The sequence below is a fragment of the Pseudomonas sp. S49 genome, from assembly GCF_009866785.1.
In the GTDB taxonomy this organism is placed as follows: domain Bacteria; phylum Pseudomonadota; class Gammaproteobacteria; order Pseudomonadales; family Pseudomonadaceae; genus Aquipseudomonas.
Window position 1 is genome coordinate 2951993 of sequence record NZ_CP019432.1, and the last position, 26879, is coordinate 2978871.

The following is a 26879-nucleotide window of genomic DNA, read 5'->3' on the forward strand; positions in this document are numbered from 1 at the left end:
CGTTTTTCAAAGGAATACTCAGTGAGAATGATCTCCCGGATGCTGGTCTCAGGCGTCGCGATTGCTGTGCTTGGCACGATGGCTGGCACACTCTCAGGTTGCGCGACCGAAAGCTCGCGCGCCTTGCCGGTGGCCAAGGTTGAAAGCGCCTCCCAGGTCTGGACCGGCGTTCGCGTGCCAATGGCCGTGGGCAAGTTCGACAACCGCTCCAGCTACATGCGCGGGATCTTCTCCGACGGTGTCGACCGTCTCGGCGGTCAGGCCAAGACCATCCTCATCACTCACCTGCAGCAGACCAACCGCTTCAGCGTGCTGGACCGCGACAACATGGGTGAGATCCAGCAGGAAGCGGCAATCAAGGGCCAGGCCCAGCGTCTCAAAGGTGCCGATTACGTGGTTACCGGTGACGTCACCGAGTTCGGCCGCAAAGAGACCGGCGATCACCAGTTGTTCGGCATTCTTGGCCGTGGCAAGACCCAGGTCGCCTACGCCAAGGTCAACCTGAACATCGTCAACATCAGCACCTCGGAAGTGGTGTATTCCACTCAGGGCGCTGGCGAATACGCGCTGTCCAACCGCGAAATCATCGGCTTCGGCGGCACCGCTGCCTACGACTCGACCCTCAACGGCAAAGTACTGGATCTGGCCATGCGCGAGGCGATCAATCGTCTGGTGGATGGCATGAACGCCGGCGCCTGGAAACCGGGCAACTGATCGACGCCCATTGCAAGGAGCAACACCCCATGACTCTGAATCTGTCGCGCTCGTTGATGGCGCTGACGCTGGCCGCCAGCGCCTTGCTGGCCGGTTGTGCCTCCGGCCCGCAAACGCTGTACCAGTGGGAAGGCTACGAACCGCAGGTCTACGAATACTTCAAAGGCGAAGAGCCGAAAGAAGCCCAGGCTGAAGCACTGGAACGTGACCTGCAGAAAATCCGCTCCACCGGCAAAGCCGTACCGCCGGGATACCACGCGCACCTTGGCCTGCTCTATCTGAGCATGGGCAAGGACGACCAGATGGTGCAGCAGTTCAAAACCGAGAAAACCCTGTTCCCCGAGTCCGGGACGTACATGGATTTCCTGCTCAAGAACGCCAAGAGCGGAGACGCGAAATGATCGCGCGTACCTTGAAGTTGCTGGCCGCCGGTCTGGCCCTGACCGTGCTGGGTGGCTGCGTTGCGCCCAAGACCGTGGATTACTCGGCCTACAAGCAGGCGCGGCCGAAGACCATTCTGGTGCTGCCACCGCTGAACACCTCGCCGGATGTGAAGGCGTCGTACAGCCTGCTGTCGCAAGTGACGTTTCCGCTGGCCGAGGCCGGTTACTACGTGCTGCCGATCGCACTGGTTGACGAGACGTTCCGCCAGAACGGCCTGACCACCCCGGACGATATCCATCAGGCGCCGCCGAGCAAGCTGAAGGAGATCTTCGGTGCGGACGCGGCGCTGTACATCACCGTGACCGAATACGGTACGCGTTACATGGTGATCAGCAGTGAAACCGCAGTGACCGCAACGGCGAAACTGGTCGACCTGAAATCCGGCACCACGCTGTGGACCGGTTCGGCACGGGCGTCCAGCGAAGAGGGCGGCAATAGCAATGCCGGCGGTATCGTCGGCATGCTGATCTCGGCGGCGGTGAAGCAGATCATCAACAGCGCCACCGATGCCGGCTACCCGATTGCCGGTGTGGCGAGCAATCGTCTGCTCTCGGCCGGGCATAGGGCAGGCCTGCTGTACGGTCCGCGCTCGCCGAAGTACGGCACCGACTGAGCCCGGTAATGATCGTTCCCACGCTCTGCGTGGGAACGCATCCCGTGACGCTCCGCGTCACAGTGGACGCAGAGCGTCCATGGCGGCATTCCCACGCAGAGCGTGGGAACGATCAGTAGTCAACGCTCTGGCCAAAACCGCTCACCACCGCCTGATCGCATCCAGGCCCAATTGATCGATGTACAGCGTCTTCGGATCGATCAACTCATCGCGCACATGCGCCATCACCACCTCGCCAAAAATGATCTCCCGCGACTGACCGATGTTCAGCGCCATCCTCCGTCGGTATGCAATATATGAATGCAATTTGCCAAGGCCCGGATTAACCTGCGTCTGCCGCCCTTTTTCCATGGCCAGGCATCGCCGGGGAGGGTTGCCCGACGCTAAAGGAGTGTTCGAATGACCGACAAGAAACCGGAAACCACGGTCGACCGCGTCTACCAAGGGGTTTACGAGGCGATCAGCAAGCGTTCGTTGCGCCCGGGGATGAAGCTGGGTGAGGCCTCGCTGGCCGAGTTATTCAATGTCAGCCGCACGTCGGTGCGCGCGGCATTGAAGCAACTGGAGGCCGATGGGCTGGTCACCACCGAGCCCAATAAAGGGGCATCGGTGTCGCTGCCGAGCAACGAAGAGCTCCGTTCACTGTTCGAAACCCGGCGGCTGATCGAGATCGGCATCGTCACTGAACTGTGCCGGCGCAAGGACAGCACCGCGATGCAGGACCTGCGCGAACACCTGCTGCTGGAAGATGAAGCCCATGCGGCGGGCGATCACGAACGGCTGATCCATCTGCTCGGCGAGTTCCACATCAAACTGGCGCGCAGCCTCAATAATCCGGTGTTGCTCGACTGGTTCCAGAAGCTGATTTCCCGCGCTTCGCTGTACGCCGCTGCGCTGGACGACGACAGTCATGAAGTGTGCCGCGACGACGAGCATTTGCGCCTGATCGAGTACATCGAGGCCGGCAATCAGGGTGCCGCCATCGAGCTGACCTGCATGCATTTGAACGGTATCGAGAAGGCCATCCTCGACGTCGCCGCGAAGATGAAAACTGGCTACCATCCGCTCAAGCACCTGATCGGGGTCTAGACTCCGAGCCGGGATGAAATCGGCTATACCTCTAATGAAACCAATGCGACTGAAGACGCTCGAAACAGACGGGCGTCGCGTCGTTATGGCGTCGCGATTTATCGGGCAACCACCTAAGGACACTGAGTCAGTCGATGCAGTTTTTATCCGATAGCCATGGTTGTGAGGGCTGGAAAGGCGAAATGGCCGGACGCATCAGTGCGTTCGACTGGAGCCACACCGAACTCGGCCCGCTGAACAGGTGGCCGGCCAGCCTGTGCAGCGCGGTGCAACTGATGCTGGCGTCGCCGCTGCCGATGGTCATGCTCTGGGGCCGCGCCGGCTACATGATCTACAACGATGCCTATTCGATATTTGCCGGTGGTCGGCACCCGTATCTACTCGGTGCGCCGGTGGAGCTGGGTTGGCCGGAAGTCGCTGATTTCAACCGGCACGTGGTCGATACCTGCCTGGCCGGCGGCACTTTGTCTTTCCGCAATAAAGAACTGGTGCTGTTGCGCGATGGCGTCCCCGAAGACGTCTGGATGGATTTGTATTACAGCCCGATCGCCAACGATGACGGGGTGCCCGCCGGGGTGATGGCGATGGTGGTGGAAACCACCGAATTCATGCACTCCGAGCGCCGCCGTCAGGCCGCCGAAAAGGCTTACCGCGCTGACAATGAGCGGGTACGTCTGGCGCTGAATGCCGGTGCCTTGCTCGGCTCGTTTGTCTGGGACGTGAAAAACAACACATTGTCAGCAGATGAGCGTTTTGCCCGTACGTTCTCTTATCCGCCGGATCATGACCTGAGCAATCTGGCCCAGGACATTGCCGAGTCGCGCATCCATCCCGATGACCACGCCTGGGTACAGGAGCGCGTCGCCCATTCCGTGCAGACCGGTGAGCCGTATAACGCCGAATATCGCGTCCGGCGCAGTGACGGCAGTTATCTATGGGTGCTGGCCAGCGGCGCTTGCGAGTTTGACGAACACGGCAAACCGCTGCGCTTTCCCGGTGTGCTGATCGACATTCATGAACGCAAGATTGCCGAAGAATCACTGCTCAAATTTACCCGCAACCTCGAACAGCGCGTCGGCGAAGAAGTTGAGGCGCGGCTGGCGGCTGAAGAGCAGTTGCGCCAATCACAGAAGCTCGAAGCCATTGGCGGGCTGACCGGCGGCGTCGCTCACGACTTCAACAATTTGCTGCAAGTGATCGCCGGCAATCTGCATTTGCTTGCACGTCACGAACTGAACAACGCCAACGTGCAGCGCCGGGTCAGTGCCTCGCTGGCGGCGGTCGAACGCGGTGCCAAGCTGTCTTCGCAATTGCTCGCGTTTGCCCGGCGCCAGCCGTTGTCGCCGGCGGTGTGCAACCCGCAGCAGATTTTCGAAGGCGTTGGCGAATTGCTGCAGCGGGCGCTGGGCGAAACCATTCAGATCGACGTGCAGTTGCCGACCGCGCCGTGGCACATCAACGTCGACCGCAATCAACTGGAAAACGCGATTCTCAATCTGGCGATCAACGCCCGGGATGCGATGAAGGGCGAGGGCACCATCGGCCTCAGCGCTGCCAACGTGCGACTCGATCGCGAGTTCTGTGCCGGTAAAGGCATCGTTCCCGGCGAGTTTGTCCGAGTCGCCGTCAGTGACAGCGGCGCCGGCATTGAGCCGGAAATTCTCGAGCAAGTGTTCGAACCGTTTTTCACCACCAAGGCCGATGGCCAGGGCACCGGGTTGGGCCTGAGCATGGTGTTCGGCTTCGTCAAACAGAGCGGCGGGCATGTCGACATTGCCAGTGCCGTCGGCGAGGGCACGCAGGTGCAGTTGTACTTCCCGCGCAGCCTGCGCCCGATCCTTGATGAGTCACCCAATCTGCAACGGCAGCAAAGTGGCGGCCACGAGACGCTGCTGGTGGTCGAAGACAACGACGCGGTGCGCGCCTCGGCGGTCGAGTTGCTGCGCGAGGAAGGTTATCGCGTGCTGACCGCCGGCAATGGCGATGCGGCGATGCAGATGCTGCTCGAAGGTGTCGAGGTCGACCTGATTTTCACTGACGTGGTCATGCCGGGGCTGATCAAGAGCTCCGACCTGTTCGCCTGGGCCAAGGTACAGACGCCGCCGGTGGCGGTGCTGTTCACCTCTGGGCACACCCGCGACATCATTTCGCGCAATCACCAGCTCAGTCCCGACACGCATCTGCTCGGCAAACCGTATAGCCCGGAAGCCATGTTGCAGATGATTCGCGTGGTGCTCGGTAGCTGAGCGTTGAACATTCCTTCACCAAGGCAGGTCGATGACTTCCAAACGCACCTCCAAAGCGCCCGCCGGCATGGTCCGGGTGCGCGGCGCCCGTGAACATAATCTGAAAAACGTCGATGTCGACATTCCCCGTGATGCGCTGGTGGTGTTTACCGGTGTCTCTGGGTCGGGCAAATCGTCGCTGGCGTTTTCCACGTTGTACGCCGAAGCCCAGCGCCGCTATTTCGAATCGGTGGCGCCGTATGCGCGGCGCCTGATCGATCAGGTCGGCGTACCGGATGTCGACTCCATTGAAGGCCTGCCACCGGCCGTGGCCCTGCAGCAGCAGCGCGGCACGCCAAGTACGCGTTCGTCGGTGGGCAGTGTCACCACGTTGTCGAGCCTGATCCGCATGCTGTATTCGCGCGCCGGCAGCTATCCGCCGGGGCAGCCGATGTTGTACGCCGAGGATTTCTCGCCGAACACCCCGCAAGGCGCCTGCCCGGAGTGCCATGGCCTCGGCCGGGTGTATGAGGTCACCGAAGCGCTGATGGTGCCGGATCCGAACCTGACCATCCGCCAGCGCGCGGTGGCGTCCTGGCCGTTGGCGTGGCAGGGCCAGAACCTGCGCGACATCCTCGTGACCATGGGCATCGACGTCGACATCCCGTGGAAAAATCTGCCGAAAAAGCAGCGTGACTGGATTCTCTTCACCGAAGAAACCCCGACCGTGCCGGTGTACGCCGGGCTGACCCCGGAAGAAACCCGCGTCGCCCTCAAACGCAAGATGGAGCCGAGTTATCAGGGCACCTTCACCGGCGCCCGACGCTACATCCTGCACACGTTTACTCACTCGCAAAGTGCGCTGATGAAGAAGCGCGTTGCGCAGTTCATGCTCGGCAGCCCTTGCCCGTTGTGTGACGGCAAACGCCTCAAGCGTGAAGCGTTGTCGGTGACGTTTGCCGGTTATGACATCGGTGAACTGGCGCAGATGCCGCTGCTGCAAGTGGCCGAGGTTTTGAAACCCGTGGCGGCGCAAAGTTATCTGGAGCACGCCGAGGAAACCGGCGAGACCTTGAGCCATGCGCAAACCCGCGAGGCCCGCCAGCAACGGGTGGCCCACGGCGCCAGCGGCCATGCCAGCGCGCCGGATGTGCGGCACACGCCGAACCTGTCGCTGGAGAAACGCCTGGCGGCGCAGCGCATTGCCGAGGACTTGCTGGAGCGGGTCAGCACCCTGACCGATCTGGGCCTCGGCTATCTGGCGCTGGAGCGCAGCACGCCGACGCTGTCGTCGGGTGAGTTGCAGCGCTTGCGTTTGGCGACGCAGTTGGGCTCGCAATTGTTCGGGGTGATTTATGTACTCGACGAGCCATCCGCCGGTTTGCATCCGGCCGATGGCGAGGCGCTGTTCGAGGCCTTGCAACGCTTGAAGGCGGACGGCAACACGCTGTTCGTGGTCGAGCATGATCTGGAAACCATGCGCCGTGCCGACTGGCTGATCGACGTGGGTCCGGCGGCGGGCGAGCAGGGTGGTCAGGTGTTGTACAGCGGCCCGCCGGCAGGTCTGGCCGAGATCGCACAGTCGCAGACTCGCGCGTATCTGTTTGCCGAGTCGCAGCGCCAGACCAGAACGGCGCGCAAACCGACGGCGTGGCTGAAACTCGAGGGCATTACCCGCAATAATCTGAACAACCTAAGTTCGGAATTTCCCTTGGGCTGCTTTACCTCGGTGACGGGTGTGTCCGGCTCCGGCAAGTCGAGTCTGGTCAGTCAGGCGTTGCTGGAATTGGTCGGCGCGCAGTTGGGGCGACCGACGGTGGACAGCGAGCCGGAAGAACTCAGCCTCGAAGACGACGCGCCGCAGGTCAGCAGTGGTCAGGTTACGTCCGGGCTGGAGTCGATCAAGCGACTGGTGCAGGTCGATCAGAAACCGATCGGCCGCACGCCACGCTCCAATCTGGCGACCTATACCGGTTTGTTCGACAACGTGCGCAAGCTGTATGCCGCGACTGACGATGCACGGGCGGCAGGCTATGACGCCGGGCAGTTTTCCTTCAACGTCGCCAAGGGTCGTTGCGCCACCTGCGAAGGTGAGGGCTTTGTCAGTGTTGAATTGTTGTTCATGCCCAGTGTTTATGCGCCGTGCCCGACCTGCCATGGCGCACGCTATAACCCGCAAACGCTGGCGATTCTCTGGGAGGGTTTGAGCATCGCCCAAGTGCTGCAATTGACCGTCGCTGAAGCGGTGACGGTGTTTGCCGGGCAACCGGGGATTCGTCGGTCACTGGAGGTGTTGCGCGATATTGGCCTGGGTTATCTGCGCCTGGGTCAGCCGGCCACGGAGCTGTCCGGCGGTGAAGCGCAGCGGATCAAACTGGCCACCGAGTTGCAGCGCAACCAGCGCGGCGCGACCTTGTATGTGCTGGATGAACCAACCACCGGGCTGCACCCGCGCGATGTCGACCGGCTGCTCGAGCAGCTGGATTCGCTGGTGACGGCGGGGCATACGGTGATCGTGGTCGAGCACGAAATGCGCGTGGTCGCGCAGAGTGACTGGGTGATCGACATCGGGCCGGGGGCGGGGGATCAGGGCGGCAGGATTGTCGTGGCGGGTACACCGCAGAAGGTTGCGGCGAGCAAGAAGAGCAAGACTGCGCCGTTTCTGGCTCGGGCTTTGAGCCGATAGGTGTGTTGGCTGGGCTGACGTCTTCGTCGGAACGCCGCCCGGAGCAAGCTCGCCCACCCATATCCCGCGTGCACGCCGACCCCTGTAGGAGTGAGCCTGCTCGCGATAGCGGGGTGTCAGCCACAGATGAATTGGCTGACCTGACGCCATCGCGAGCAGGCTCACTCCTACATTAGATCTGTGTTCGACATTAATCCCTGTGAAGCTGTGGTCAGGCACCATCGAGCGTGCGGCGGACCTTGTCGAGCAGTTCGCTGATCTGAAACGGCTTGACCAGCATGTCCATGCCGCTGCCGAGAAATACCTGGCGATTGATCGCCGTTTCCGCATACCCGGTCATGAACAGAATCGGCAATCTGTCACGCCAACCCCGGGCAACATCCGCCAACTCCCGCCCGCTCATGCGCGGCAGGCCAACGTCGGTCAGCAGCAGGTTGATCGACGGATCATTCTGCAAGAGCTCCAACGCCGTTTCGATATCTGCCGCCTGGGTGCAGCGATAACCCGCGTCTTCCAGCACTTCAGTGACAAACATGCGCACCGACGGCATGTCCTCGACAATCAGCACATGCTCTCCAGTGCCTTGCGGGTCAACCACTGGCGCGGGGATGTCGGCCCCGGTGGGGTCGGTGGTGGCCGGCAACATGATCGTCACTTCGGTGCCGCGCCGCGCGACGCTGCGGATGTGCGCATCGCCGCCCGACTGGCGGGCAAAACCATAGATCGTCGACAACCCCAGCCCCGTGCCCTGGCCCAACGGTTTGGTGGTGAAAAACGGATCGAAGACTTTATCGATGACGTTGTGCTCGATCCCGGTCCCGTCGTCACGCACCGACAGTGCCACGTACGCGCCATCGGCCAGATTCGGGTCGCCATGGGAGTAAGCGGCGTACGTGCTGACCCAGATATTGCCACCCACCGGCAGCGCATCGCGGGCGTTGATCACCAGGTTCAACACCGCACTTTCCAGTTGCACCGGGTCGACCAGAGCGATCGCCGGTTTGTTGGTCAGCTCAAGCTTGAGGCTGATGCGTTCACCGATGGTGCGCATCAGCAGTTCTTCCAGCGAACGTACGTGCTCGTTGATGTCCACCGGCCGCGTGTCCAAAGGCTGCTGGCGGGCAAAGGCCAGCAGGCGGTGGGTGAGCGACGCCGCGCTCATCGCCGAATTCAGCGCCGCTTCGGAATAAAACTGCACTTTGTCCAGACGCTCGTCGGCGACACGTTTCTGGATCAGTTCCAGGCTGGTGATGATCCCGGTCAGCAGGTTGTTGAAGTCGTGAGCAATACCGCCCGTGAGCTTGCCCAGCGCATCCATTTTCTGCACTTGCAGCAATTGCGCCTCGGCCCGCACGCGTTCGGCGGTTTCCTTGACCAGTTGCGTGGTGGTGTCGTCCAGGCGCGCCAGATGCGAGCGCTCGCGATGGCGGTGTTCGGTGACGTCTTCGACAAACACCAGGCTCAGCTCTGGCGTGCGGTACGGCGAAATTTGCCACTCGGTCTCGCGAATCTGGCCCTGCACGCACATGTTCAGCGTGCCTTTCCAGCGCTCGCCATCGACCAGGCGCAGGCGCAGTTCATTGAGGATGGCGCTCTGCTCCTCTGCGAAGCATTCACGCAGGATTTGCGGGTCCTGATTGTCGAGAATCAGTTGCGCGAAGGCATGGTTGCACTCATGCACCTTGAGGCTGGCATCGAGTACCGCGATCGGCGCGGACACATTGACGAAAATCTCGCGGAAGCGCGCCTCGCTTTCGCGCAGGGCATTTTCCGTGTCGCGTACCCGCAGCAACGTGCGCAGGGTGGCCAGCAGCACGTCGGGGTCGACCGGGTGAATCAGGTAGGCATCGGCGCCGGCGTCGAGGCCGGTGATGATGTCGCCGGTCTGGATCGACGCCGCAGACACATGGATCACTGGCAGCAGCGCCGTGCGGCTGTCCGCGCGCAGAATCCGCACGATGTCGAAGCCGCTCATGTCCGGCAGATTGACGTCGAGGATCAGTGCGTCGAGCACTTCACTTTCGATCAACGCCAGCCCCTCGCCGCCGGTGCCGGCCTCCAGCACCTCATAGCCGTGACGCTCCAGTCGCCGGCGCAAGGCGTAGCGGGTGGCGACGTTGTCGTCGACGATCAACAGGCGGATGTCACGTTTCATCGACGTTCTCCAGAGCGATCGCCAACGGGATGATCACGAAAAAGGTCGAGCCGACCCCCGGCGCACTGTCCATCCCGACTTCACCGCCGAGCAGGGCGGCGAAGCGTTTACACAGCGACAGGCCCAGCCCGGTGCCGCGCAGACGTTTCTGCAACGGCGAGTCGACCTGGGAAAAGTCTTCGAACAATGCGCCATGCAGCTCGGCAGCGATACCTATTCCGGTGTCACTGACGGCAAAGCGCACCTTGTCCGCCCCTTCGAGCCGCGCGGAAACCCGCACTTCGCCACGGGTGGTGAACTTCAGCGAGTTGGAAATGAAGTTGCGCAGGATCTGCGCGAGTTTCTTGTCATCGGTGTACAGGCGCGGCAAACCGACCGGCTCTTCGAAGATCAGGTCCACGGCGCTGGCGTCGACGATCGGTCGGAACATCCCGCGCAGGGCCGAGAACAGGTCGAACATGTCGAACCATGCCGGGGAAATGCTGATGCGTCCGGCCTCGATCTTCGCCAGATCGAGCAGGTCATCGACCATGTCGCTGAGTTCGCGCGCAGCCGTGCTGACGAACGCCACCTGCTTGTGTTGCTCGGGACTGAGCGGGCCGTCGAGCTCATCGGCGAGCAGGCTGTTGATGCTCAGGATCGAACCCAGCGGCGTGCGGAACTCGTGGCTCATGTACGACAAAAAGCGGCTTTTCAGATCCGAGGCCTGGCGCAGTTCCTCTGCCTGTACATCGAGTTCGGCGTACAGCGCCAGCACACCCTGATTGGTTTCATCGAGTTCTTCGCGCAGCGCCGCGGTTTCGCTCTGCAACTGCGCAATCAGTGCGGCCTGTTCCATGCTGCTCAGAATGGGCGACTCAGCCATGTGCGGCCTCCAGGGCAACGACCAGCACCGTTACATCGTCGCGCCCGCGACAGAAGTCGCGGTGCAGGACGCTGGCTATCACGGCGGGGTGGCGGTGCACCAGGCCGGGGTAGTCTTGAAGGTTCCAACGGGACTGCAAGCCGTCGCTGTACATGATCAATAGATGTCCGTTCACGTGAGCATAGTCAAAGGGCCGGGCTTTCCGGTATTGCACGCCGACAATGCCCGGGTGCGAAGCAAGGCCGCGGGACTTGTCGGCGTTGATCAGGCTGGCGCCGATGTTGCCGACGCCGGCAAAGGTCAGGCTGTCGCGTCGCGCATCGAACCGGGCAAACGCGACAGCGCCGCCGCGAGTGCCGATCATGTCGCGGTGCAGGTCTTCCATCAGCATCACCGGCTCGGCGAAAGGCGCCAGAGCGAAGGTTTGCGCTCCGGCGCGGCCGGCGCGTTCGGCCTCTTCACCGTGACCGAGGCCGTCGATGATCAGCGCGCTGATGCTGCCGTTGTCATACGCCAGGTGCCAGACATCGCCGCACGCCGGATCGTTGTGCAGCGAGTGCTGGCTGACGCCAAAACGCATGTCAGGGGCGCGATCCGAGCGCGCGTACAGGCGGGCCAATAACACCGCGCCACGGGCATCGGCGTACACATCGAACTCTTCGGCCTGACGTGATATCGAGCCGAGGCCGATGCCTTGGGTGCCGCCGGTCGAGAATCCGTCGGCCATACAGGCTTCCAGATCAAACCCCTGCGCACGGTCGATGGCGAGCAATTCAATGCCAAAACCATTGGCGCGCGGCAACACCCGCAGATGCATTTCACCGTGGCTGGCGTGCTTGAGCACGTTACTCGCCAGCTCCGTCGCCACCAGTGCCACGCGCCCGGCATCGCGCTCGTCGAAGCCGTGTTGTTCGGCCAGTTGTTGCGCCGTGCGGCGGGCATGGCCGATCTGGCTGCTGTCCTCGATCAGTAAAACCTGGGTCATCGACCCGCTGATATTCATGTCCATCGGGTAATCGTTATGCGCGTGCCTTTGCCGGGCTCGGTGTCCAGTTCGAACTCTTCAACCAAGCGTTTCGCCCCGGTCAGACCCAGGCCCATGCCGCTGCCGGAGGTCCAACCGTCGGTCATCGCCAGCTTGATGTCGGCAATGCCCGGGCCTTCGTCGCGGAAGGTCAAGCGCAGACCGACCCTGTGATCTTCATCGAGAATCTGCCAGTCCATGTCGCCGCCGCCACCGTAAACCATCGTGTTACGCGCCAGTTCGCTGACCGCTGTGACCATTTTGGTCAGGTCGATCAGGCGCATCCCGCATTCGGTGGCCAGTTTGCGTGCGGTCTGGCGCGCGAGCACGACATCCTGCTCGATGTGGATGGGTTGAGTACCGCTGCTGCGTACGGTCATTGCCAGTCTACTCGTTCCTGCAGCAGTTTCATCCCGCGCTCGACATTCAGTGCCGTACTGACGCCGGGCAAGGTCAGGCCGAGTTCGACCAGGGTGATCGCCACGGCCGGTTGCATGCCGACCAGCATGGTTTCGGCGTCCATGATTTTCGACAGGCCGGAGATCGTGCTGATCATCCGGCCAATGAACGAGTCGACCATGTCCAGCGCCGAGATGTCGATCAGCACGCCACGCGCCGAGGTCTTGCTGATGCGCTCGGACAAGTCGTCCTGCAAAGTGAGGGCGAGCTGGTCATGCATGTCGACCTGAATGGTCACCAGCAGGAACTTGCCCATTTGAAGAATCGGAATTCTTTCCATGGGCTCAGACCGCTTTGCCGATGCTGATGCCCAGGCGGGTCAGGGCCAGTTTCAACGCATCCGCCAAATTGGCCTTGGTCACCACGCCTTGCAGGTCGAGGCCGAGGTGGACGATGGTTTGCGCGATCTGCGGACGCACACCGCTGATGATGCAGTCGGCGCCCATCAGGCGGATCGCGGTCACGGTTTTCAGCAGGTGCTGGGCGACCAGCGTATCGACAGTCGGCACGCCGGTGATGTCGATGATGGCGATTTCCGAACCGGTGTCGACGATGCGTTGCAGCAGCGATTCCATGACCACTTGCGTGCGCTGCGAATCGAGGGTGCCGATCATCGGCAGCGCCAGCACGCCGTCCCACAGCTTGACCACCGGGGTCGACAATTCCAGCAGTTCTTCCTGCTGACGCTTGATCACCGCTTCGCGGGATTTCTGGAAGGTGCGGATGGTGTGCATGCCGAACGCGTCGAGCAGTTCCGAGACTTCCCAGAGCTGTTCGGCGAGCAGCGCAGGCTGGTCTTTGTAATGGCTCTGCAGCAGGTTAAACAGCGGGCCCTTGAGGGCGAAGATGAAACTGGCGGTCTGCTGCGAATCCTGGCCGAGCAGGGCGCGGCTGTGGGAGAGCTTTTCGAGGAACTGGCGGGTGGCTTCCCAACCCGGTGCGGCGATGTTGGTGCCGTTGTCGTTCTCGATGCCACTGACCACCAGTTGCAGGAATTCCGTGGTCTGTTGCTGCAGATCGTGATCTTTCAGATTACGCGTGGCGCCGCTGGCTTGCAGGCCGTTGATCCATTCGCCCAGCAGTTGTGCTTGTTTGTTTTTCATCGCATCGAGTGTGCTGTTCTGCAGTGCTGCCATGTGCCTGTTGCTCCGTCGCGAATTGGGGGGCGATCGTGAAAATGATCGCCGCGAAGTGATCGACATTTGCCGTTCGAAATAGTTGTTCGTTCATGCACGTATATTTTTGATCTGGCGCAAGGAACGTCCCGGTAACTCTAGTCGGGGTGACGGCGAGCGGCGATGTTTTGAACGTTGGCGCGCGGCAGGCTTCGAATCTTTGACACCCGGCGGATGTGCGTCGGGGGTGTTTGACCAACGAGGTGGCCATGAACGAGCAAACGAAGCAGAGCCAATCTGGCGAACCGATCAATCGCAATGATCCGGCCATTGACCCGCAGGTGCCGGGGCAGCCGGCGCCCGCGCAGCAGCAGCAGGGCGATGACGGGCAGGCGCAGAGTGGCGATCCGGCGGTGGATCAGAAGAACAAGCACACGGACAACGACAATGAGTTCAGTCCGGGCTTCAAACCGCAGCCGGATCGGGCGAAACCGGGGGAGGAGACGGATGCGGATATTGATACGGATGGCGGTTGATTTCGACGGATATGACAAGGCCGCATCTATCTATTGGATGCGGCCTTTTTTTGCTTTGGATTTGTGGTGTTGCGTACATCGATCCCCCTCACCCCAGCCCTCTCCCCCAAGGGGGCGAGGGGGAAAGGGAGCCGATTGGGGAATGTTCAAAACCTGCGTTCAACTCGAGACTGTCAGGTCGATGCAACTCAAACATTCACCTCGGTCGGCTCCCTCTCCCTCCGGGAGAGGGCTGGGGTGAGGGTAAAGCTTTTACTTGCTCGGATGCTTGGCCTGCAATTCTTTGGCAGCCGCGAGGTGTTTCTCCAGCGCCGGCAGCATTTTCTGCGCAAAGGCCTTCAGTTCAGGAGCGCCTTTGACCTTGTCATCGGTCACAGTATTGGCTTGTTTCTTGAACAGCTCGATGGTCTCTTCGTGCGCCTTCACCTGATTGTTGGCGTACGCCGCGTCGAAAGACTCATCACGCACTTCAAGGATTTTTTCCTTGGCCTGTTTGACCAGCGTTGTGGTGTCCGGGACCTCGATGTCATTGGCCTTGGCAATGGTTGCCAGCTCATCGTTGGCATTGCCGTGATCGGTGATCATCATGTTGGCAAACGCCTTGATGTCTGCCGATTGGCTTTTTTCCAGGGCCAGACGACTGGTTTCGATTTCCGCGATGCCACCGGCCGCGGCGTTATCGACAAAGTCGTTGTCAGTCGCAGCGAAGGCGCTGCCCATGCCGCTGCTCAAAGCGACAGCCAAAACCAGATGACGCAGGTTGAATCCGTCCATTGGTGTATCTCCACGCAGTTTTTGTTGGTGTTAAGCAATGGAGGCAATGCGGCGAATAAAGGTTTGATCGCATTTGCGACAGGGCGACGAACGGGCACCGCTGGTCTGACAGGTGGTCGACAGAACCCTTCAACCGAGGCCATTCTGATAACTGGCCAGCGCAATCGGTCGCGCTGGCCAGCCGATCAACTGACGGAGGTGTTCCATGCCGGTGACCCATGATCTGTTACAGGATTTGAAGCTTACGAAGGAAGAGATCCAGCAAAAACGCACCGCGGATCCCCATCTGGACGCACTGATCAACAAGTATTCCCAGGCGGACGCCGACGTGGTCAAGGCCGAGACAGCCACCTCGGATGCACCCAGCGATGACACGCTGAAAAAACTCAAAGAGAAACGCTTGCAGGTCAAGGACAAGATCGTCGAGCAAATACAGGCGCGATCCTGATAACCCATTGATCCGCCGACCTACGGTTGCGGATTGACTGGAACGACAGCCACGACCGGCACCTCGAATGTACAGAGTCTTCCATCCGACTCATTGCGAGGTGCCTTATGAACGATCCCAAATTCCCCAGTGAAGAGCAGGGCGCATTCGACCCGGTTCCCACGCATCCCGAACCCAACAGCCCGGCGCATACCACGGCCAATCCCGAAGAGCCGGATGAGGATCTGCCTGAAGACGAAGATCCGGACAAGTTCGATAAATCAAGTAACTGACAGACCGCATTCGCGAGCAGGCTCGCTCCCACAAGGTTCTCGGCTGACCACAGCATTTGTGGTCAACACAATCCAATGTGGGAGCGAGCCTGCTCGCGAAGGCGTCAGTCCATGCAACACAAAAACATCAGGTTCACTTAAGGGCCGCATCCAACGGCATCCGTGCCATATGTGTGGCTTTCAGCGAGCCAAAATACAACCACGATCCATACTCGCGCACCGTGGTAATCGGCGAATAATTGCCACTGCTCGCATCCTGCAAATTGGCAATCACCTTGCCCTCCAGATCCAGCCCCAGAACAAACCCGCGCTTTTCCACCGGTTTCGGTAAAACCTTCAGCGCCCGCACGATCATCTTGCGCACGAACGGATGCTCCGCTGTGCCGTCGAGCAAGGCATTACGCGGCGCATACAACGCCACCCAAAAGCGATTACTGCCATTGAACGCCAGGTTGTCCGGCAGCCCTGGCAGATTGTCGATGAACAAATCGTGAGTGCCGGCTTTCGGCCCGGTCAGCCAATAACGGCTGATGCGGTAGGCGCCGGTTTCATTGACCAGCACATAGGCGTCGTCCGGGCCGAGGGTCACGCCGTTGGCGAACTCAAGCTTATCGAGCAGGACACTGGTTTTGCCGCTCTGGAAGTCATAGCGCAGCAGGCGTCCGTCGCCGCCGTGCTCAATGATCGCCTCGCCGTCATGGCCATAGCCCCAACGGCTGGAAGCATCGCTGAAATAGGCGTAATGCCCGGACTTATCGATGGCCACATCATCAGTGAAACCGAAGGCCAGACCATTGGCCTCCGTGGTCAAAGGAACCAGCTGACCTTGCGCATCGAGGGACAGCAAGCCCTTGACCCCGTCGGCGATCACCAGCAAGCCGTTCGGATGTCGGGCCAAGCCCAGCGGACGGCCACCGGTGTCGGCGAGTACTTTGCGTTGCTGGCCGTCGAGGCTGGTACGGATCAGTCGGCCGTCGTGCAGCCCGGTGATCAAGAAATCACTCTCCAGCAGCAAGGCTTCCGGCCCTTCGATGTCGCTCGGCCCGACCTGCGCTGCGCCTTTGAGTTTCTGGTTCTCGGCGTAGATGCCTTCTGTCAGCGATGGCGCTGGCGGCGGCGTCCAGGCCACGGGTTCGACGTTGGTCGGCATCAACAATAAAAACGCGATGACGATGAGGATCAGCAGCAACAACAGATGCCGTAGCTTCACGCGCTGGCCCTCGTCGATGACAGGTATTGCGCGGCCATGTCACGCAGCGCCAGCATCGATGCGGCGGATTCGCGCTCGATGCGCCGTTTCAGCAGCAGGTGATTGGCGATGCGCATGCCCAGACCGCCGAAGCGATAATCCAGCGTGCGCACAAATCGCGTACCGCTGTCGCCGGCGCTGCATTCATAGGTCAGCAGCAACGACAGGCCATGATCGCCTTGTGCCCGTGCGCACCAGCGCCGGCCGGGCAGGTATTCGCTGACTTCCCAACTCAAATGGCCGGCCCGACCGCCGGCATGAATGTCCTCTTCGAAGCGCGAGCCGGCATGCAGTGGGCCGTGGGCGCCGTCGATCTTCAGCGACGACGGGTGCCATTCCGGCCAGCGACTGACACTGGCGGCATAGGCAAGCACGGCAGTGGGTTCGCCAGCGATATCGATGGTGTGCTGCATGCGGGTCATGGCTTGTCTCGAACAATTCAACGGGGCGGTTTCCGGCTCCCAGTAAAGGGTGCCGAACAGGTAGTCCATCAGCGGCAGGACGATGTTGAAATTGCGCTCCTGCATGCGCTCGCGGCGGTGATGCAACTCGTGCAAGCGGCGCATCTGGCGGATCCATGGCAAGCGTGTCAGCGGGTTGTGCGGCGGCAGGTGTTCGCAGGCATGGAACACCTCGTAAGTCAGATAACCCAGCACCATGCAGCCACCGAACAAACCGGCGACGTTGGCGTTTACCTGTGCCAACAGCCACCACAACGGCAGGGTAATCACCAGCGTGTGCAGTACGATCAGCCAGGCGGGGAACAGGATCACCCGCCAGTCGCGGGCGCCGTCGTAGGTCATATGGCCGGGGGTGAAGAAGCTGTGATGATCGCCCGCATGTCGGGCATAGAACATTTTTGCGAAGGTCTTTTTGTGGTGACCGAGATGGCGATGGACCATGTACACGCCGAAATTGAACAGCAGCAGGGTCAACGGCACCGTCAGCCACTCCAGCAGGGCGACCTGCTGCACGCTGCTCCAGAACCCGCCGATGGCCAGCACCCCGAACAGCAGCACGAAGGCGCCGTGCAGCCACGGGTTGTACAGCGGATGAATGGCCGCGCGGTAGCGGCTGCGGAAAATCTCGGTGGTTTGCCTCACTGCATCACCTGCGGGGATTGTTGTTATACCCGGCAGATTAGCCGATCCGGCCGTTTGTGCAGGCCGGACCTCGATGGCACATGCGCCATGCTCCGGTACGAAGCCGCTGCTTCAGCTCAGAGGGTTCCAGCGCTGCGACCAGTCGTCATCGGTGCGGATCACTTCACGCAGCAGATTGAAGGCCTGTTGCAGCGTCGCCGAATCGCGATCGCGGGAGTAGACCAGGTAAGTCGGATAGCCGAACTCCGGGGCTTTGGTCACCGCTTCGAGGGCGCCGCTTTCCAGATAGGTGCGCACCACGCGGGTGCGGAAGTAGCCGCTGCCGCCGTGTTCGAGGATGTATTGCAGGGCCAGCGGGCCGAGGTTGAAACTCAGCGCCGCTTTGGCTTTTTCCGGCAGGGCGGCGTCATGCTGGCGGCGGAAGTCCGGGCCCCAGTCGATGTAGACGTAGGGATCGGGGCGCTCGGGCGCGCGCACCAGAATCAGCTTTTCTTCCAGCACTTGCTCGACCTGCAAGCCCGGCCAGTATTCCGGCTGATAGACCAACGCGGCGTCGAGCACACCGAGTTCGAGCTGGCGCAGCAGGTTTTCGCCATCGCGGATTTCCATGCGCAGGGCATGCCCGGGAATCTTCTCGCGCAGCTCTGCCGCCCAACTGAGCATCAACGGGTTGCACAGGCTGACTTCGCCACCGATGTGCAGCACGTTGTGATAGCCCTCGGGCAGCGGCAGATCGCGCCGCGCGGCTTCCCAGGTCTGCACCAGTTGATTGGCGTAGACCACAAAGGCCTCACCATTGGGCGTCAGCTTCGCCCCGGCGCGGTTGCGCACGAACAGCGTGCTACCCAATTGGCTTTCGAGTTTCTGCACCCGGGCAGTGATCGCCGTTTGCGTGACGAACAGCTTCTGCGCGGCAGCGGCGAGGCTGCCGTGGCGGACGATTTCCAGAAAGGTGCGAGCGAGATCGATGTCCATGGGCGGGCCGGTGTTTGAGGTGTCGGGCATTGTAAAGGCAAAAGCCCCTCACCCTAACCCTCTCCCGGAGGGAGAGGGGACTGACCGAGGTGTCTTGCGTCATACATCGACCTGAAAGACCGAGTCGATTATGGATTCAGAGCAAGACTCTCAGGTCGGTGTAAATCTTCAATATCCACGGCTCGGTTCCCTCTCCTTGGGAGAGGGGAGTGACCGAGGTGTCTTGCGTCATACATCGATCGATTATGGATTCAGTAGAGATCGTTCATGTCGGCGAACCTCTACAGCATCCCCCAATCAGTTCCCTCTCCCTTGGGAGAGGGCTAGGGTGAGGGGAAAGCAGTCACCGCAAAATCAACTGGCCAACTCGGTCAAACGCACCCGCGCCCACTCTTCAATCAACCGTGCCGGCGTGCCACACACCTTGCGCTTGTACACGAAGTTGCGGCACTTCTCGGCAAACTGATTGCGGTTGTACAGCATGTCTTCCTGCATTTCCTGCAACTCGGTTTCACGGCACTGCTGGATCAACACCTGATCAACCCGCGCCTTGCGCTCGCGCACCGCAGCATAGGTCGGATCGCTCACTACTCCGTTGGCCCGCTGCAGCAACCACAGGGAAAACTCGTCCGGGCAACGCGGGCCGATTTCCTGAACCATGCCCAGTTGCCACGCCTGCACCGCGCTCACTGGCAGGCAGGCCTGGGTCAGTTGTTCGGCCATGGCCGGGCCGACGGCGCGGGGCAGGCTGTAGGTCCAGTATTCGGAGCCATACAAACCCATGCTCTTGTAATGCGGGTTGAGCACGATATCGGCGCGGGCAAACACAATATCGGCGGCCAGCGCGAGCATCACACCGCCGGCGCCGGCATTGCCGGTGACACCGCTGACCACCAACTGCCGGGCCGTGAGCAGTTCTGCGCAGACATCGTCGATCGCCTGAATATTCGCCCAGGCTTCAGCTCCGGGATCCTGCGCGGCCTGAATCACGTTCAAATGCACGCCGTTGGAAAAACTGCCGCGCCCGCCCTTGATCAGCAACACCTGCGTATCACGGGATTTGGCCCAGCGTAGCGCGGCGACCATGCGCTGGCATTGCTCGGTGCTCATGGCGCCGTTGTAGAACTCGAAGGTCAGCTCACCGACGATGCCGGATTCGCGATACCGCAGCGGTTGATAGGCTTCGTCACTGAACGGCTGTGTAGCGATCGACCAGTCCAGCACCGGCACGTCGGCCAATTGCTCGGCCAATACATGCCGCGCTGGCTGTTTGAAGGTTTCTTCGCCGGATTGCGGTTTGCGCCGCAGCGAACCAATCCACAAACTTTGATCGCCAGCGGCGACCAGCACCGCATCGTCATGCACCGCGAGAATTTCGCCGGGCATACCGCTGCGCGAATCGAGGTGCGCGTCGTACACGTAATACTGACCGCCGGCCAGGCTCGCCAGCACACCGGGCTGGCCGTCGGCGGCATCGATGCAACGTTTGATGAAGCGCGCGCAGTCGTGCCAACTGAAACTGCGGTCGACCTGCTTCATGTTCGGCTGCAAACGCCCGCGCACTTTCGCATCGGCATAGTCGAGGGCAACCGGTTCATAGCCTTCGATGAATTTCTCCACCACTTCGCGTATGCAGCGGATCGCTGCATCACTGACCCGGCCGTTGTACAGCTCGGATTTGCGCAGGCCCGCCGGCAGGTTGAATTCGCAAGTGGCCCACACCGGGCCGGCGTCCATTTCTTCGACCGCTTGCAACGCGGTGACGCCCCAACTCGGCAGCTCGTTGGTAATCGCCCAGTCGAGGGCACTGGCGCCGCGATCGCCGACGATACCCGGGTGGATGATCACCATCGGGCGCTGGGCATTGCTCCACAGCGCCTGCGGTACGCGGTCCTTGAGGAACGGGCAGATCACCAGATCGGCGCCGCTGTGTTCGATCTGTTCGCATACGGCTTGTTCATCGGTAAACAGCACGACGCTGGGCGAGTGACCGGCCTCGCGAAGTTCCAGCCAGGCGCGTTGGGTCAGGCCGTTGAACGCTGACGACAGCAGAATGATGTTGAGTGGTCGCATGCTTGCTCTTCCTTGAGTGGGTTCAGCCACGGGCTCTCGCTGAGCCGTCCCTGGCTTTCGATGGAGCCGCGAGATTAATCAGCGGCCGCCCACGCGCCAGTGATCGAAGTCAACGTTGTGTCAGCCAATGTTTCTGCGGCGACGAAGCGACTTATGCTCAATAGTTTGCTTGTGCTGATTTTTTATTACTTCAAATGTTTGAGAGGCTATTGCACAGTCGCGCCTGATCAGAGCCGGACGATCCCGGCAGAACGATGGTTTTTCGCAGCGGGTGGGACCCGTTTCAGGGAGCAAGGCATGGGTGGGTACAACCCGCATTACCAGATCATCGGGCAGATGTTCCAAAAGGACTATCGCTGGCTGTGTGCTGCCGTTGGCCGCACGCTGGGTTGCCCGCACAGTGCGCAGGACATCGCTTCGGAAACCTTTCTGCGGGTGCTGGCATTGCCGGACCCCACGGCCATTCGCGAGCCACGGGCGCTGCTGACCACCATCGCCCGCCGACTCGTATACGAAGGCTGGCGTCGCCAGGACCTTGAACGTGCTTATCTGGAAAGCCTGGCGCTGGCGCCCGAACCGGTGCATCCATCCCCGGAAGAGCGGGCGCTGGTGATTGAAGCGCTGCTGGCCGTCGATCGCTTGCTCAATGGCCTGTCGGCCAAAGCCAAAGCGGCGTTTCTCTACCATCAACTCGACGGTTTGACCTACAGCGAGATCGGCGAGCGCCTCGGCGTGTCGACCAGCCGCGTGCAGCAATACATGGTCGAAGCGTTCAAGCGCTGCTATCAGGCGATGCAGGCATGAGGCCGGACGAGGCGGTGATCGACGAGGCGGCGCAATGGCTGGCGTTGCTGCAGTCGGGCGAGGCGGGCATGGCCGAGCGGGCCGCATTCGAGGCGTGGCGCGTTGCCGATCCTCGCCATCAACAGGTCATTGAACAAATGGGCGGCGGCCTGAATCTGCTGCGCAACCCGAGCCTGCGCAGCGTGCCGCGCAACAGCCTGCTGCACAGTCTCAATGCGCCGTCGAGTCGTCGACGCTTCATCAGCGGCAGTTTGAGTGTGCTCGGTGTTGCGCTGTTAGCCGGATTGCTCGGGCGACGTTACGGCTGGCTGCCGGAGGCGGGGGAGTTGTCGACCGGGACCGGCGAGCGGCGTGACTTCACACTCGCGGACGGCAGTGCGCTGACCCTCAATGCGCGCAGTCGTGTGGTGCCTTTGTTCGACCATCAGCAACGGCTGCTCGCCTTGCGCAGCGGCGAATTGTTGGTCGATGTGGCGAAAGAGTCGGCGCGACCCTTTGTGGTCGAAACCGAGCACGGCCGCATGCGGGCGCTGGGGACGAAGTTTCTCGTACAGTACAGCGAAGAGACGACGCGATTGGTGATGCTCCATTCGCAGGTTGAAGTGGTCACCACCGGTGGCGCGCGGCAAGTGGTGGCGGCCGGCGAGAGCCTGCTGTTCAACGGCGCCGGGTTGCTGTCGCTGGAGCGCAGCAACGGTCAGGAAAGTGCCTGGGTGCAAGGTCGACTGGAGGTGCGCGACCGGCCTTTGTACGAAGTCATCGACAGCCTGCGCCGCTACCGTCGCGGCATCTTGCATCTGAGCCCGGAAGTCGCCGACCTGCGCCTCAGCGGCCTCTATCCGCTCGACGACAGCGATCGTACGTTGCAACTGCTGGAACGCTCGCTGCCGATCCGCGTCACCTGGCACAACCCGTTCTGGGTCAGCATCGACGCGCGGTTATAAACCCATAACTTCTTGGCCTAATCGCCGCCCTATAAAAAGCGCTGGCCCGCTGCTCATTCCCTGCAGATGCCTCCAACAGGGAAACCCTTCGATGTTCTCAATCAAACAACAATTACCTCGATTGACCCTCGCCGCTGCGTTGGCGATGGGCATCAGTCCATGGGCGGCGGTTGCCCAGGAACCTGCTGCAGCGGTGTTTACCTTCGACATCGCTACCGGACCGCTCGACGAAGTGCTGCTGGGCATCTCACGGCAGAGCGGCGTGCCGATTTCCTTTAGTCAGGAATTGGTGCAGGGCAAACGCAGCGCGGCAGTGCGCGGCGCGTTGGGCGGTCGTCAGGCAGTGGAAAAAGCTTTGCTCGGCAGTGGTCTGCAAGTCGAGCAAAGCGCTCAGGGCCTGACCGTTCGCGCAGCCGATGCGCCGGCGAAAGTCACTGCCGTGGCACCGGTCACCAGCGCCGATTACCGCATGGAAAAAGTCACCGTGACCGGTTCGCGCATCGCCCGCGCGCAGAGCGATGGCGCCACGCCGGTCAACGTCATCACCCACGAGGAAATGGAAGCGCGCGGCTACAAAAATGTCTACGACGCCCTCGCGACGCAGACGCAAAACACCGGCATGACCCAAGGCGAAGATTACGGCAACACCTGGCAACCGGCGGCCAGCGCGCTGAACCTGCGCGGCCTCGGCCCGAACCATACGCTGGTGCTGATCAACGGCCGTCGCGTCGCCGATTACCCGACGCCGTACGACGGCAAGGTCAACTTCACCAACCTGGCGAACATTCCGTCGGCGGTTATCGAACGCATCGAAATCCTCAGCAGCGGCGCCTCGGCGATTTACGGCTCGGACGCGATCGCCGGAGTGGTCAACATCATCCTCAAGGACAAGATCAACGGCGTCGACGTCAACCTCAAGGGCGGCACCAGTGAGCGCGGCGGCGGTGACAACCAGCGTTTGCAGATCAGCGGCGGCGGCAGTTGGGGGGATTTTGACGGCTTGTTCGGTCTGGAACTGACTAACCGTGATCCGATCTGGGCCGATGACCGTGGCTTTATGCAAAGCGGCCCGCTGGCAGATGTCGGTTACCGCCGCGACCTGACCAATAGTCGCTATCTCGGGCCGGGATGCGGCGCTTATCAAGGTACGTTCGACAACAAACTGGTCAACAGTGGCGGGCGCTGCCGCACCGACCAGATGTACAACGATTACTGGACTGTGCAGACCCAGAAGGAAAACTACGACGGCTACACCCGTGGCACTTGGCATTTCAGCGACAGCGGTCAGGTCTTCGCCGATTTGATGTACGGCCTCGACCATATCCAGAACAACACGCGCGGGCCGACCTTCACCTCGCCGGATTTCATCAACCAGAACAGCGGCAATCTGGAGCGCTGGTATCGACGCTTCGGCGAAGAGGAAATCGGTGGCCGCACCAGCAACAACAGCAAGTGGCGCGACACCTCGTGGACCGGCACCCTCGGCCTCTCGGACAAGATCGCCGACACCGGCTGGAGTTACGATCTGGCGGCCAATCGCTCGGAATATCGCAGCGTCAGGACCACCCGTTACACACCGCTGTCATCGATTCAGGATTTCTACCTCGGTCCGCAACTCGGTGTCAGCGGTGGTTATCCGGTATTTGCTCCGGATGCTTCACGGCTCGACCGGCCGCTGACGCCGCAGGAATGGCAGCAGTTTCGCGGCAACCTGACCCAGAGCAGCAAGTCGGTGTCGACCAGTTACAACGCCTCGGTCAATGGCGATCTGTTTGATTTGCCGGCCGGCCCCGTCGGTTTCGCCGGGGTGCTGGAGGCGGGCAAGCAGGAGTATCGCGTTGACCCGGATGACGGCCTCAACGACGGTACCTTTTACGGCGTGAGCCCACAGCAAAGCTCCGGTGGCTCGCGCAAACGTTATGCGGCGGGCGGCGAGTTCAGCATTCCGGTGACTGACACGATTCTGGCGACCGCCGCCGGGCGCTGGGACCAATACAAATTCAGCGGCCGCACCGAGCAGCAGAAAACCTACAACCTCGGGCTTGAGTGGCGCCCGGTGACCAGCCTGTTGCTGCGCGGCAGTTATGGCACCAGTTTCCGTGCGCCGGACCTGAATTACATCTATCAGTCCGACAGCAACGGCTACTACCCGGCGCAAATCGATTACTACGGTTGCAGTCAGGGCGTGGAGGGCGCCTGTGATCGTGGGCGGGTCGACTACACCCAAAGCGGCACGGCGAACCTGGAGTCGGAACGCGGTAAATCATGGACCTACGGATTTGTCTGGTCACCGTCGCGCAATTTCGATTTCTCCACGGATTTCTGGCGCGTGGAGATCGACGATCTGCTGACTACGGTCGATGAAAACCGGCTGCTGCAACAGGAAAACGAATGCCGCAATGGCACTCAGGACATCAACTCGGCCAACTGCCAATCGACGCTGGCGCGCATTGATCGTAACGCCGGCAATGCGGCGGTCGACCCGAACCAGTTGAATCGCGTGCGGGTCAACGCGATCAACGCCGCCAGCGAGCGGGTCAGCGGTCTGGATTTCAAGAGCAACATCCGCTGGGGCGCCGGACAGTACGGCGCGTTCAGTTCGGCGCTGGGCTATACCTTGGTGCTTTCGCATTACTACAAGGAGTCGGAAGAAGCCCCCACGCAAGACTGGCGCACCTCACGCACCAACTACGACTGGCGCAGCAAGGTCAACGCCAGCCTGACCTGGGATTACCAGAAGGCCACGGCGACGCTGATAGGCATTCGTTATGGTTCGGTCACCAATGGCGCGGGAGACGGGCGCCTGTCGCCGTGGACGGTGTTCAACGCCAGTGCGCGTTACAAGCTCAATGACCGGGCGAGTGTCGGGCTGACCGTGAACAACGTGCTCAATCAGGTCAAACACGATGACTCGGCAGGGTGGCCGTATTACCCGACCGGCAACTATGACCCGTACGGGCGGCAATGGTGGCTCGATGTGAGTTATCACTTCGGCGGCTGAGGGCAGGCATTTTGCGTTGACGTCCTACGGAAAAAGCCTTGGTTTGCGGCAGGCAGGGGATATTTCCGACGACCTTTTCAGGTTGGTCGTCGGAAGCGCGATCTATAGCATCGGACCTGACATTGAAGTCGCTGAGCGGCTTGAACGCTCAGGCTCCCAGATAAAGGATCGATTATGCGTACCCCCCACATCGAGCATGAAACGCCTGCTTATTCCCTGCGCAACTTCTGGATCGACGATCGCGCCAGATGCCCCATGGAGGATGTCGCAATGCCCACCCCCAAACCACCCCGGCTGACGGGGCTGAAGAAGGTCGCGGGCAAGCCTGTCGATTTGCTCGTGCATGGCCAGGACCTCGGTGACGATGCCATGCTGATTATTCGCCTTACCGACCAGGGCTTTGAGCTGAGCGACGTCGTCAACATGCTTTCAACTTCCGAAATGTACCTGCGCGAAGACATGGTCAAACGCATCACCGGCAGGTCTGTCAGAACCGTGCAGCGGCTGTTGAAGGAAGGCAAATCGATACGGCTTGACTCGCAGCAGAGTGTCGTCGCCTACCAATATGCGCTGGTGCTGGAGATGGCCACTCGGGCGTTCGGGGGGCTGTCACAGGCGGAGATATGGATGCAAAAACCCACCCCTTACCTTAATGGCTACGTGCCGTTGGAACTGACCCGCCATCCACTGGGTTTCCAGATGGTCGAGCAATACTTGTGTCAGCTCCTGTACGGGGGTTACCCATGAATCCCTTGCCCTGGGAAGGGCACTGGTATGGCTGGCGCCTGGATCAGGAGGCCTACGGAGATACGTGGGACAGCGGGATGGGTTCAAAACTGAAGGGCGGTCGATGGAATGCGCCTGGCCGGCGAGTCGTCTATGCATCGGTTGACCCGTCCTCGGCCATTCTGGAGGTGGCATCCAATAATAGTTTTGATGCACTGGACAGAGAGCCTTATGTGCTGACGTGCTTTGAGGTCATCCGCGATGCACGGGTCAAAGTCGTTCAGCCCGAAGAGGTACCGAATCCTTACTGGTTGAGTCCCGCGTGGCCGTCGCCCAATCAACAGCGGTTTGCCGACGCTTTACTGGATGAGCACCCATTTGTCCTGATTCCCTCGGCGGCAACCCGCCACTCGTGGAATCTGCTGGTGAGCTGCGACCTGGCAGAGGGGCAGTTCAAGATGGTCTCCCAGGAGCGGTTTGGCCTGGATACCCGGTTGTTGAGGGAGGTGACATCGGCTTGATAAGGACGCACGGCATTTTGTGCATAACCTCATCACCCAACGGTCTAAACCGCCCTCTATAAAT

25 protein-coding genes and 1 pseudogene are annotated in these 26879 nt (G+C 61.1%); 14 read left to right on the forward strand and 12 right to left on the reverse strand.

Annotation, left to right across the window (positions count from 1 at the left end; translation table 11 throughout):
* Positions 1-27: 27 nt before the first annotated feature.
* Genes PspS49_RS13080 through PspS49_RS13090 form a run of 3 tightly spaced genes read left to right on the forward strand, consistent with a single transcriptional unit; the run spans position 28 to position 1771 of the window.
* A complete protein-coding gene (locus PspS49_RS13080; protein WP_162483052.1) occupies positions 28-714 on the forward strand; it encodes a CsgG/HfaB family protein in 687 nt (228 codons plus the stop codon).
* 29 nt (positions 715-743) lie between these two features.
* A complete protein-coding gene (locus PspS49_RS13085) occupies positions 744-1115 on the forward strand; it encodes a DUF4810 domain-containing protein (RefSeq protein ID WP_007912524.1) in 372 nt (123 codons plus the stop codon).
* On the forward strand, positions 1112-1771 hold the full coding sequence (locus PspS49_RS13090) for a DUF799 domain-containing protein (RefSeq protein WP_150752013.1): 660 nt from the start codon (positions 1112-1114) through the stop codon (positions 1769-1771). Before PspS49_RS13085 ends, PspS49_RS13090 begins: the two co-directional genes overlap by 4 nt.
* Before the next feature lie 153 nt (positions 1772-1924).
* Here the strand turns inward: PspS49_RS13090 and PspS49_RS13095 are convergent.
* Positions 1925-2056, reverse strand: a pseudogene (locus PspS49_RS13095) (flavin reductase family protein); the annotation flags it as partial.
* Between the two features lie 114 nt (positions 2057-2170).
* On the opposite strand from PspS49_RS13095, the gene PspS49_RS13100 reads away from it, so the two are divergent.
* From PspS49_RS13100 to PspS49_RS13110, 3 genes are all read left to right on the forward strand, one after another.
* Complete coding sequence (locus tag PspS49_RS13100; RefSeq protein WP_127927029.1) at positions 2171-2860, forward strand: GntR family transcriptional regulator; 690 nt, start codon at positions 2171-2173, stop codon at positions 2858-2860.
* A 134-nt stretch (positions 2861-2994) separates the two neighbouring features.
* A complete protein-coding gene (locus PspS49_RS13105) occupies positions 2995-5106 on the forward strand; it encodes a hybrid sensor histidine kinase/response regulator (protein WP_160039659.1) in 2112 nt (703 codons plus the stop codon).
* A 31-nt stretch (positions 5107-5137) separates the two neighbouring features.
* Positions 5138-7771, forward strand: a complete 2634-nt coding sequence (locus PspS49_RS13110; protein WP_160039661.1) for an excinuclease ABC subunit UvrA — start codon at positions 5138-5140, stop codon at positions 7769-7771.
* A 211-nt stretch (positions 7772-7982) separates the two neighbouring features.
* Here PspS49_RS13110 and PspS49_RS13115 read toward each other — a convergent pair whose 3' ends face one another.
* The 6 genes from PspS49_RS13115 to PspS49_RS13140 are packed head-to-tail and all read right to left on the reverse strand — an operon-like array spanning position 7983 to position 13410.
* On the reverse strand, positions 7983-9926 hold the full coding sequence (locus PspS49_RS13115) for a response regulator (protein ID WP_160039663.1): 1944 nt from the start codon (positions 9924-9926) through the stop codon (positions 7983-7985).
* Positions 9916-10791 (reverse strand): ATP-binding protein, encoded by an 876-nt coding sequence (locus tag PspS49_RS13120; RefSeq protein WP_160039665.1) that lies wholly within the window; start codon positions 10789-10791, stop codon positions 9916-9918. Before PspS49_RS13120 ends, PspS49_RS13115 begins: the two co-directional genes overlap by 11 nt.
* A complete protein-coding gene (locus PspS49_RS13125; RefSeq protein WP_127930383.1) occupies positions 10784-11794 on the reverse strand; it encodes an ATP-binding protein in 1011 nt (336 codons plus the stop codon). Before PspS49_RS13125 ends, PspS49_RS13120 begins: the two co-directional genes overlap by 8 nt.
* Positions 11791-12195 carry an anti-sigma regulatory factor gene (locus tag PspS49_RS13130; protein ID WP_160039667.1) on the reverse strand — a complete coding sequence of 135 codons (405 nt, stop codon included), beginning with the start codon at positions 12193-12195 and terminating at the stop codon, positions 11791-11793. Before PspS49_RS13130 ends, PspS49_RS13125 begins: the two co-directional genes overlap by 4 nt.
* Complete coding sequence (locus PspS49_RS13135) at positions 12192-12554, reverse strand: STAS domain-containing protein (protein WP_160039669.1); 363 nt, start codon at positions 12552-12554, stop codon at positions 12192-12194. The genes PspS49_RS13130 and PspS49_RS13135 overlap by 4 nt, the downstream gene beginning before the upstream one ends.
* A gap of 4 nt (positions 12555-12558) precedes the next feature.
* The gene (locus PspS49_RS13140; protein WP_095120999.1) at positions 12559-13410 is read right to left on the reverse strand and encodes an STAS domain-containing protein; all 852 of its coding nucleotides are present in this window, start codon (positions 13408-13410) and stop codon (positions 12559-12561) included.
* A gap of 248 nt (positions 13411-13658) precedes the next feature.
* Between PspS49_RS13140 and PspS49_RS13145 the strand changes: the two genes are divergently transcribed.
* Positions 13659-13925 (forward strand): hypothetical protein, encoded by a 267-nt coding sequence (locus tag PspS49_RS13145; protein WP_160039671.1) that lies wholly within the window; start codon positions 13659-13661, stop codon positions 13923-13925.
* Between the two features lie 252 nt (positions 13926-14177).
* On the opposite strand, the gene PspS49_RS13150 is transcribed toward PspS49_RS13145, so the two are convergent.
* The gene (locus tag PspS49_RS13150) at positions 14178-14699 is read right to left on the reverse strand and encodes a DUF4142 domain-containing protein (RefSeq protein ID WP_127927042.1); all 522 of its coding nucleotides are present in this window, start codon (positions 14697-14699) and stop codon (positions 14178-14180) included.
* 205 nt (positions 14700-14904) lie between these two features.
* Here PspS49_RS13150 and PspS49_RS13155 point away from each other — a divergent pair, with 205 nt between their 5' ends.
* Together PspS49_RS13155 and PspS49_RS29685 are read left to right on the forward strand one after the other, a co-directional pair.
* Complete coding sequence (locus PspS49_RS13155) at positions 14905-15147, forward strand: DUF465 domain-containing protein (protein ID WP_150752018.1); 243 nt, start codon at positions 14905-14907, stop codon at positions 15145-15147.
* Positions 15148-15254: 107 nt separating this feature from the next.
* On the forward strand, positions 15255-15419 hold the full coding sequence (locus tag PspS49_RS29685; protein WP_007912545.1) for a hypothetical protein: 165 nt from the start codon (positions 15255-15257) through the stop codon (positions 15417-15419).
* 133 nt (positions 15420-15552) lie between these two features.
* Here PspS49_RS29685 and PspS49_RS13160 read toward each other — a convergent pair whose 3' ends face one another.
* The 4 genes from PspS49_RS13160 to PspS49_RS13175 all read right to left on the reverse strand — a co-directional run bounded on the left by PspS49_RS13160 (position 15553) and on the right by PspS49_RS13175 (position 20819).
* Positions 15553-16629: an SMP-30/gluconolactonase/LRE family protein gene (locus PspS49_RS13160; RefSeq protein ID WP_160039673.1), complete on the reverse strand. Its 1077-nt coding sequence runs from the start codon at positions 16627-16629 to the stop codon at positions 15553-15555.
* The gene (locus tag PspS49_RS13165) at positions 16626-17771 is read right to left on the reverse strand and encodes an SRPBCC family protein (RefSeq protein ID WP_150774528.1); all 1146 of its coding nucleotides are present in this window, start codon (positions 17769-17771) and stop codon (positions 16626-16628) included. Before PspS49_RS13165 ends, PspS49_RS13160 begins: the two co-directional genes overlap by 4 nt.
* Positions 17772-17882: 111 nt before the next feature.
* Entirely contained in the window at positions 17883-18746 is an 864-nt protein-coding gene (locus PspS49_RS13170) for a LysR family transcriptional regulator (protein ID WP_127927050.1), read from the reverse strand.
* A 354-nt stretch (positions 18747-19100) separates the two neighbouring features.
* On the reverse strand, positions 19101-20819 hold the full coding sequence (locus PspS49_RS13175; protein WP_160039675.1) for a hydrogenase maturation protein: 1719 nt from the start codon (positions 20817-20819) through the stop codon (positions 19101-19103).
* Between the two features lie 297 nt (positions 20820-21116).
* Between PspS49_RS13175 and PspS49_RS13180 the strand changes: the two genes are divergently transcribed.
* From PspS49_RS13180 to PspS49_RS13200, 5 genes are all read left to right on the forward strand, one after another.
* On the forward strand, positions 21117-21623 hold the full coding sequence (locus PspS49_RS13180) for a sigma-70 family RNA polymerase sigma factor (RefSeq protein ID WP_034152323.1): 507 nt from the start codon (positions 21117-21119) through the stop codon (positions 21621-21623).
* The gene (locus PspS49_RS13185; protein ID WP_160039677.1) at positions 21620-22567 is read left to right on the forward strand and encodes a FecR family protein; all 948 of its coding nucleotides are present in this window, start codon (positions 21620-21622) and stop codon (positions 22565-22567) included. Before PspS49_RS13180 ends, PspS49_RS13185 begins: the two co-directional genes overlap by 4 nt.
* 91 nt (positions 22568-22658) lie before the next feature.
* Positions 22659-25568, forward strand: a complete 2910-nt coding sequence (locus tag PspS49_RS13190) for a TonB-dependent receptor (protein ID WP_160039679.1) — start codon at positions 22659-22661, stop codon at positions 25566-25568.
* Positions 25569-25838: 270 nt separating this feature from the next.
* Positions 25839-26315, forward strand: a complete 477-nt coding sequence (locus PspS49_RS13195) for an antitoxin Xre/MbcA/ParS toxin-binding domain-containing protein (RefSeq protein WP_174245116.1) — start codon at positions 25839-25841, stop codon at positions 26313-26315.
* Complete coding sequence (locus PspS49_RS13200; protein WP_160039681.1) at positions 26312-26815, forward strand: RES family NAD+ phosphorylase; 504 nt, start codon at positions 26312-26314, stop codon at positions 26813-26815. The genes PspS49_RS13195 and PspS49_RS13200 overlap by 4 nt, the downstream gene beginning before the upstream one ends.
* Positions 26816-26879 lie beyond the last annotated feature (64 nt).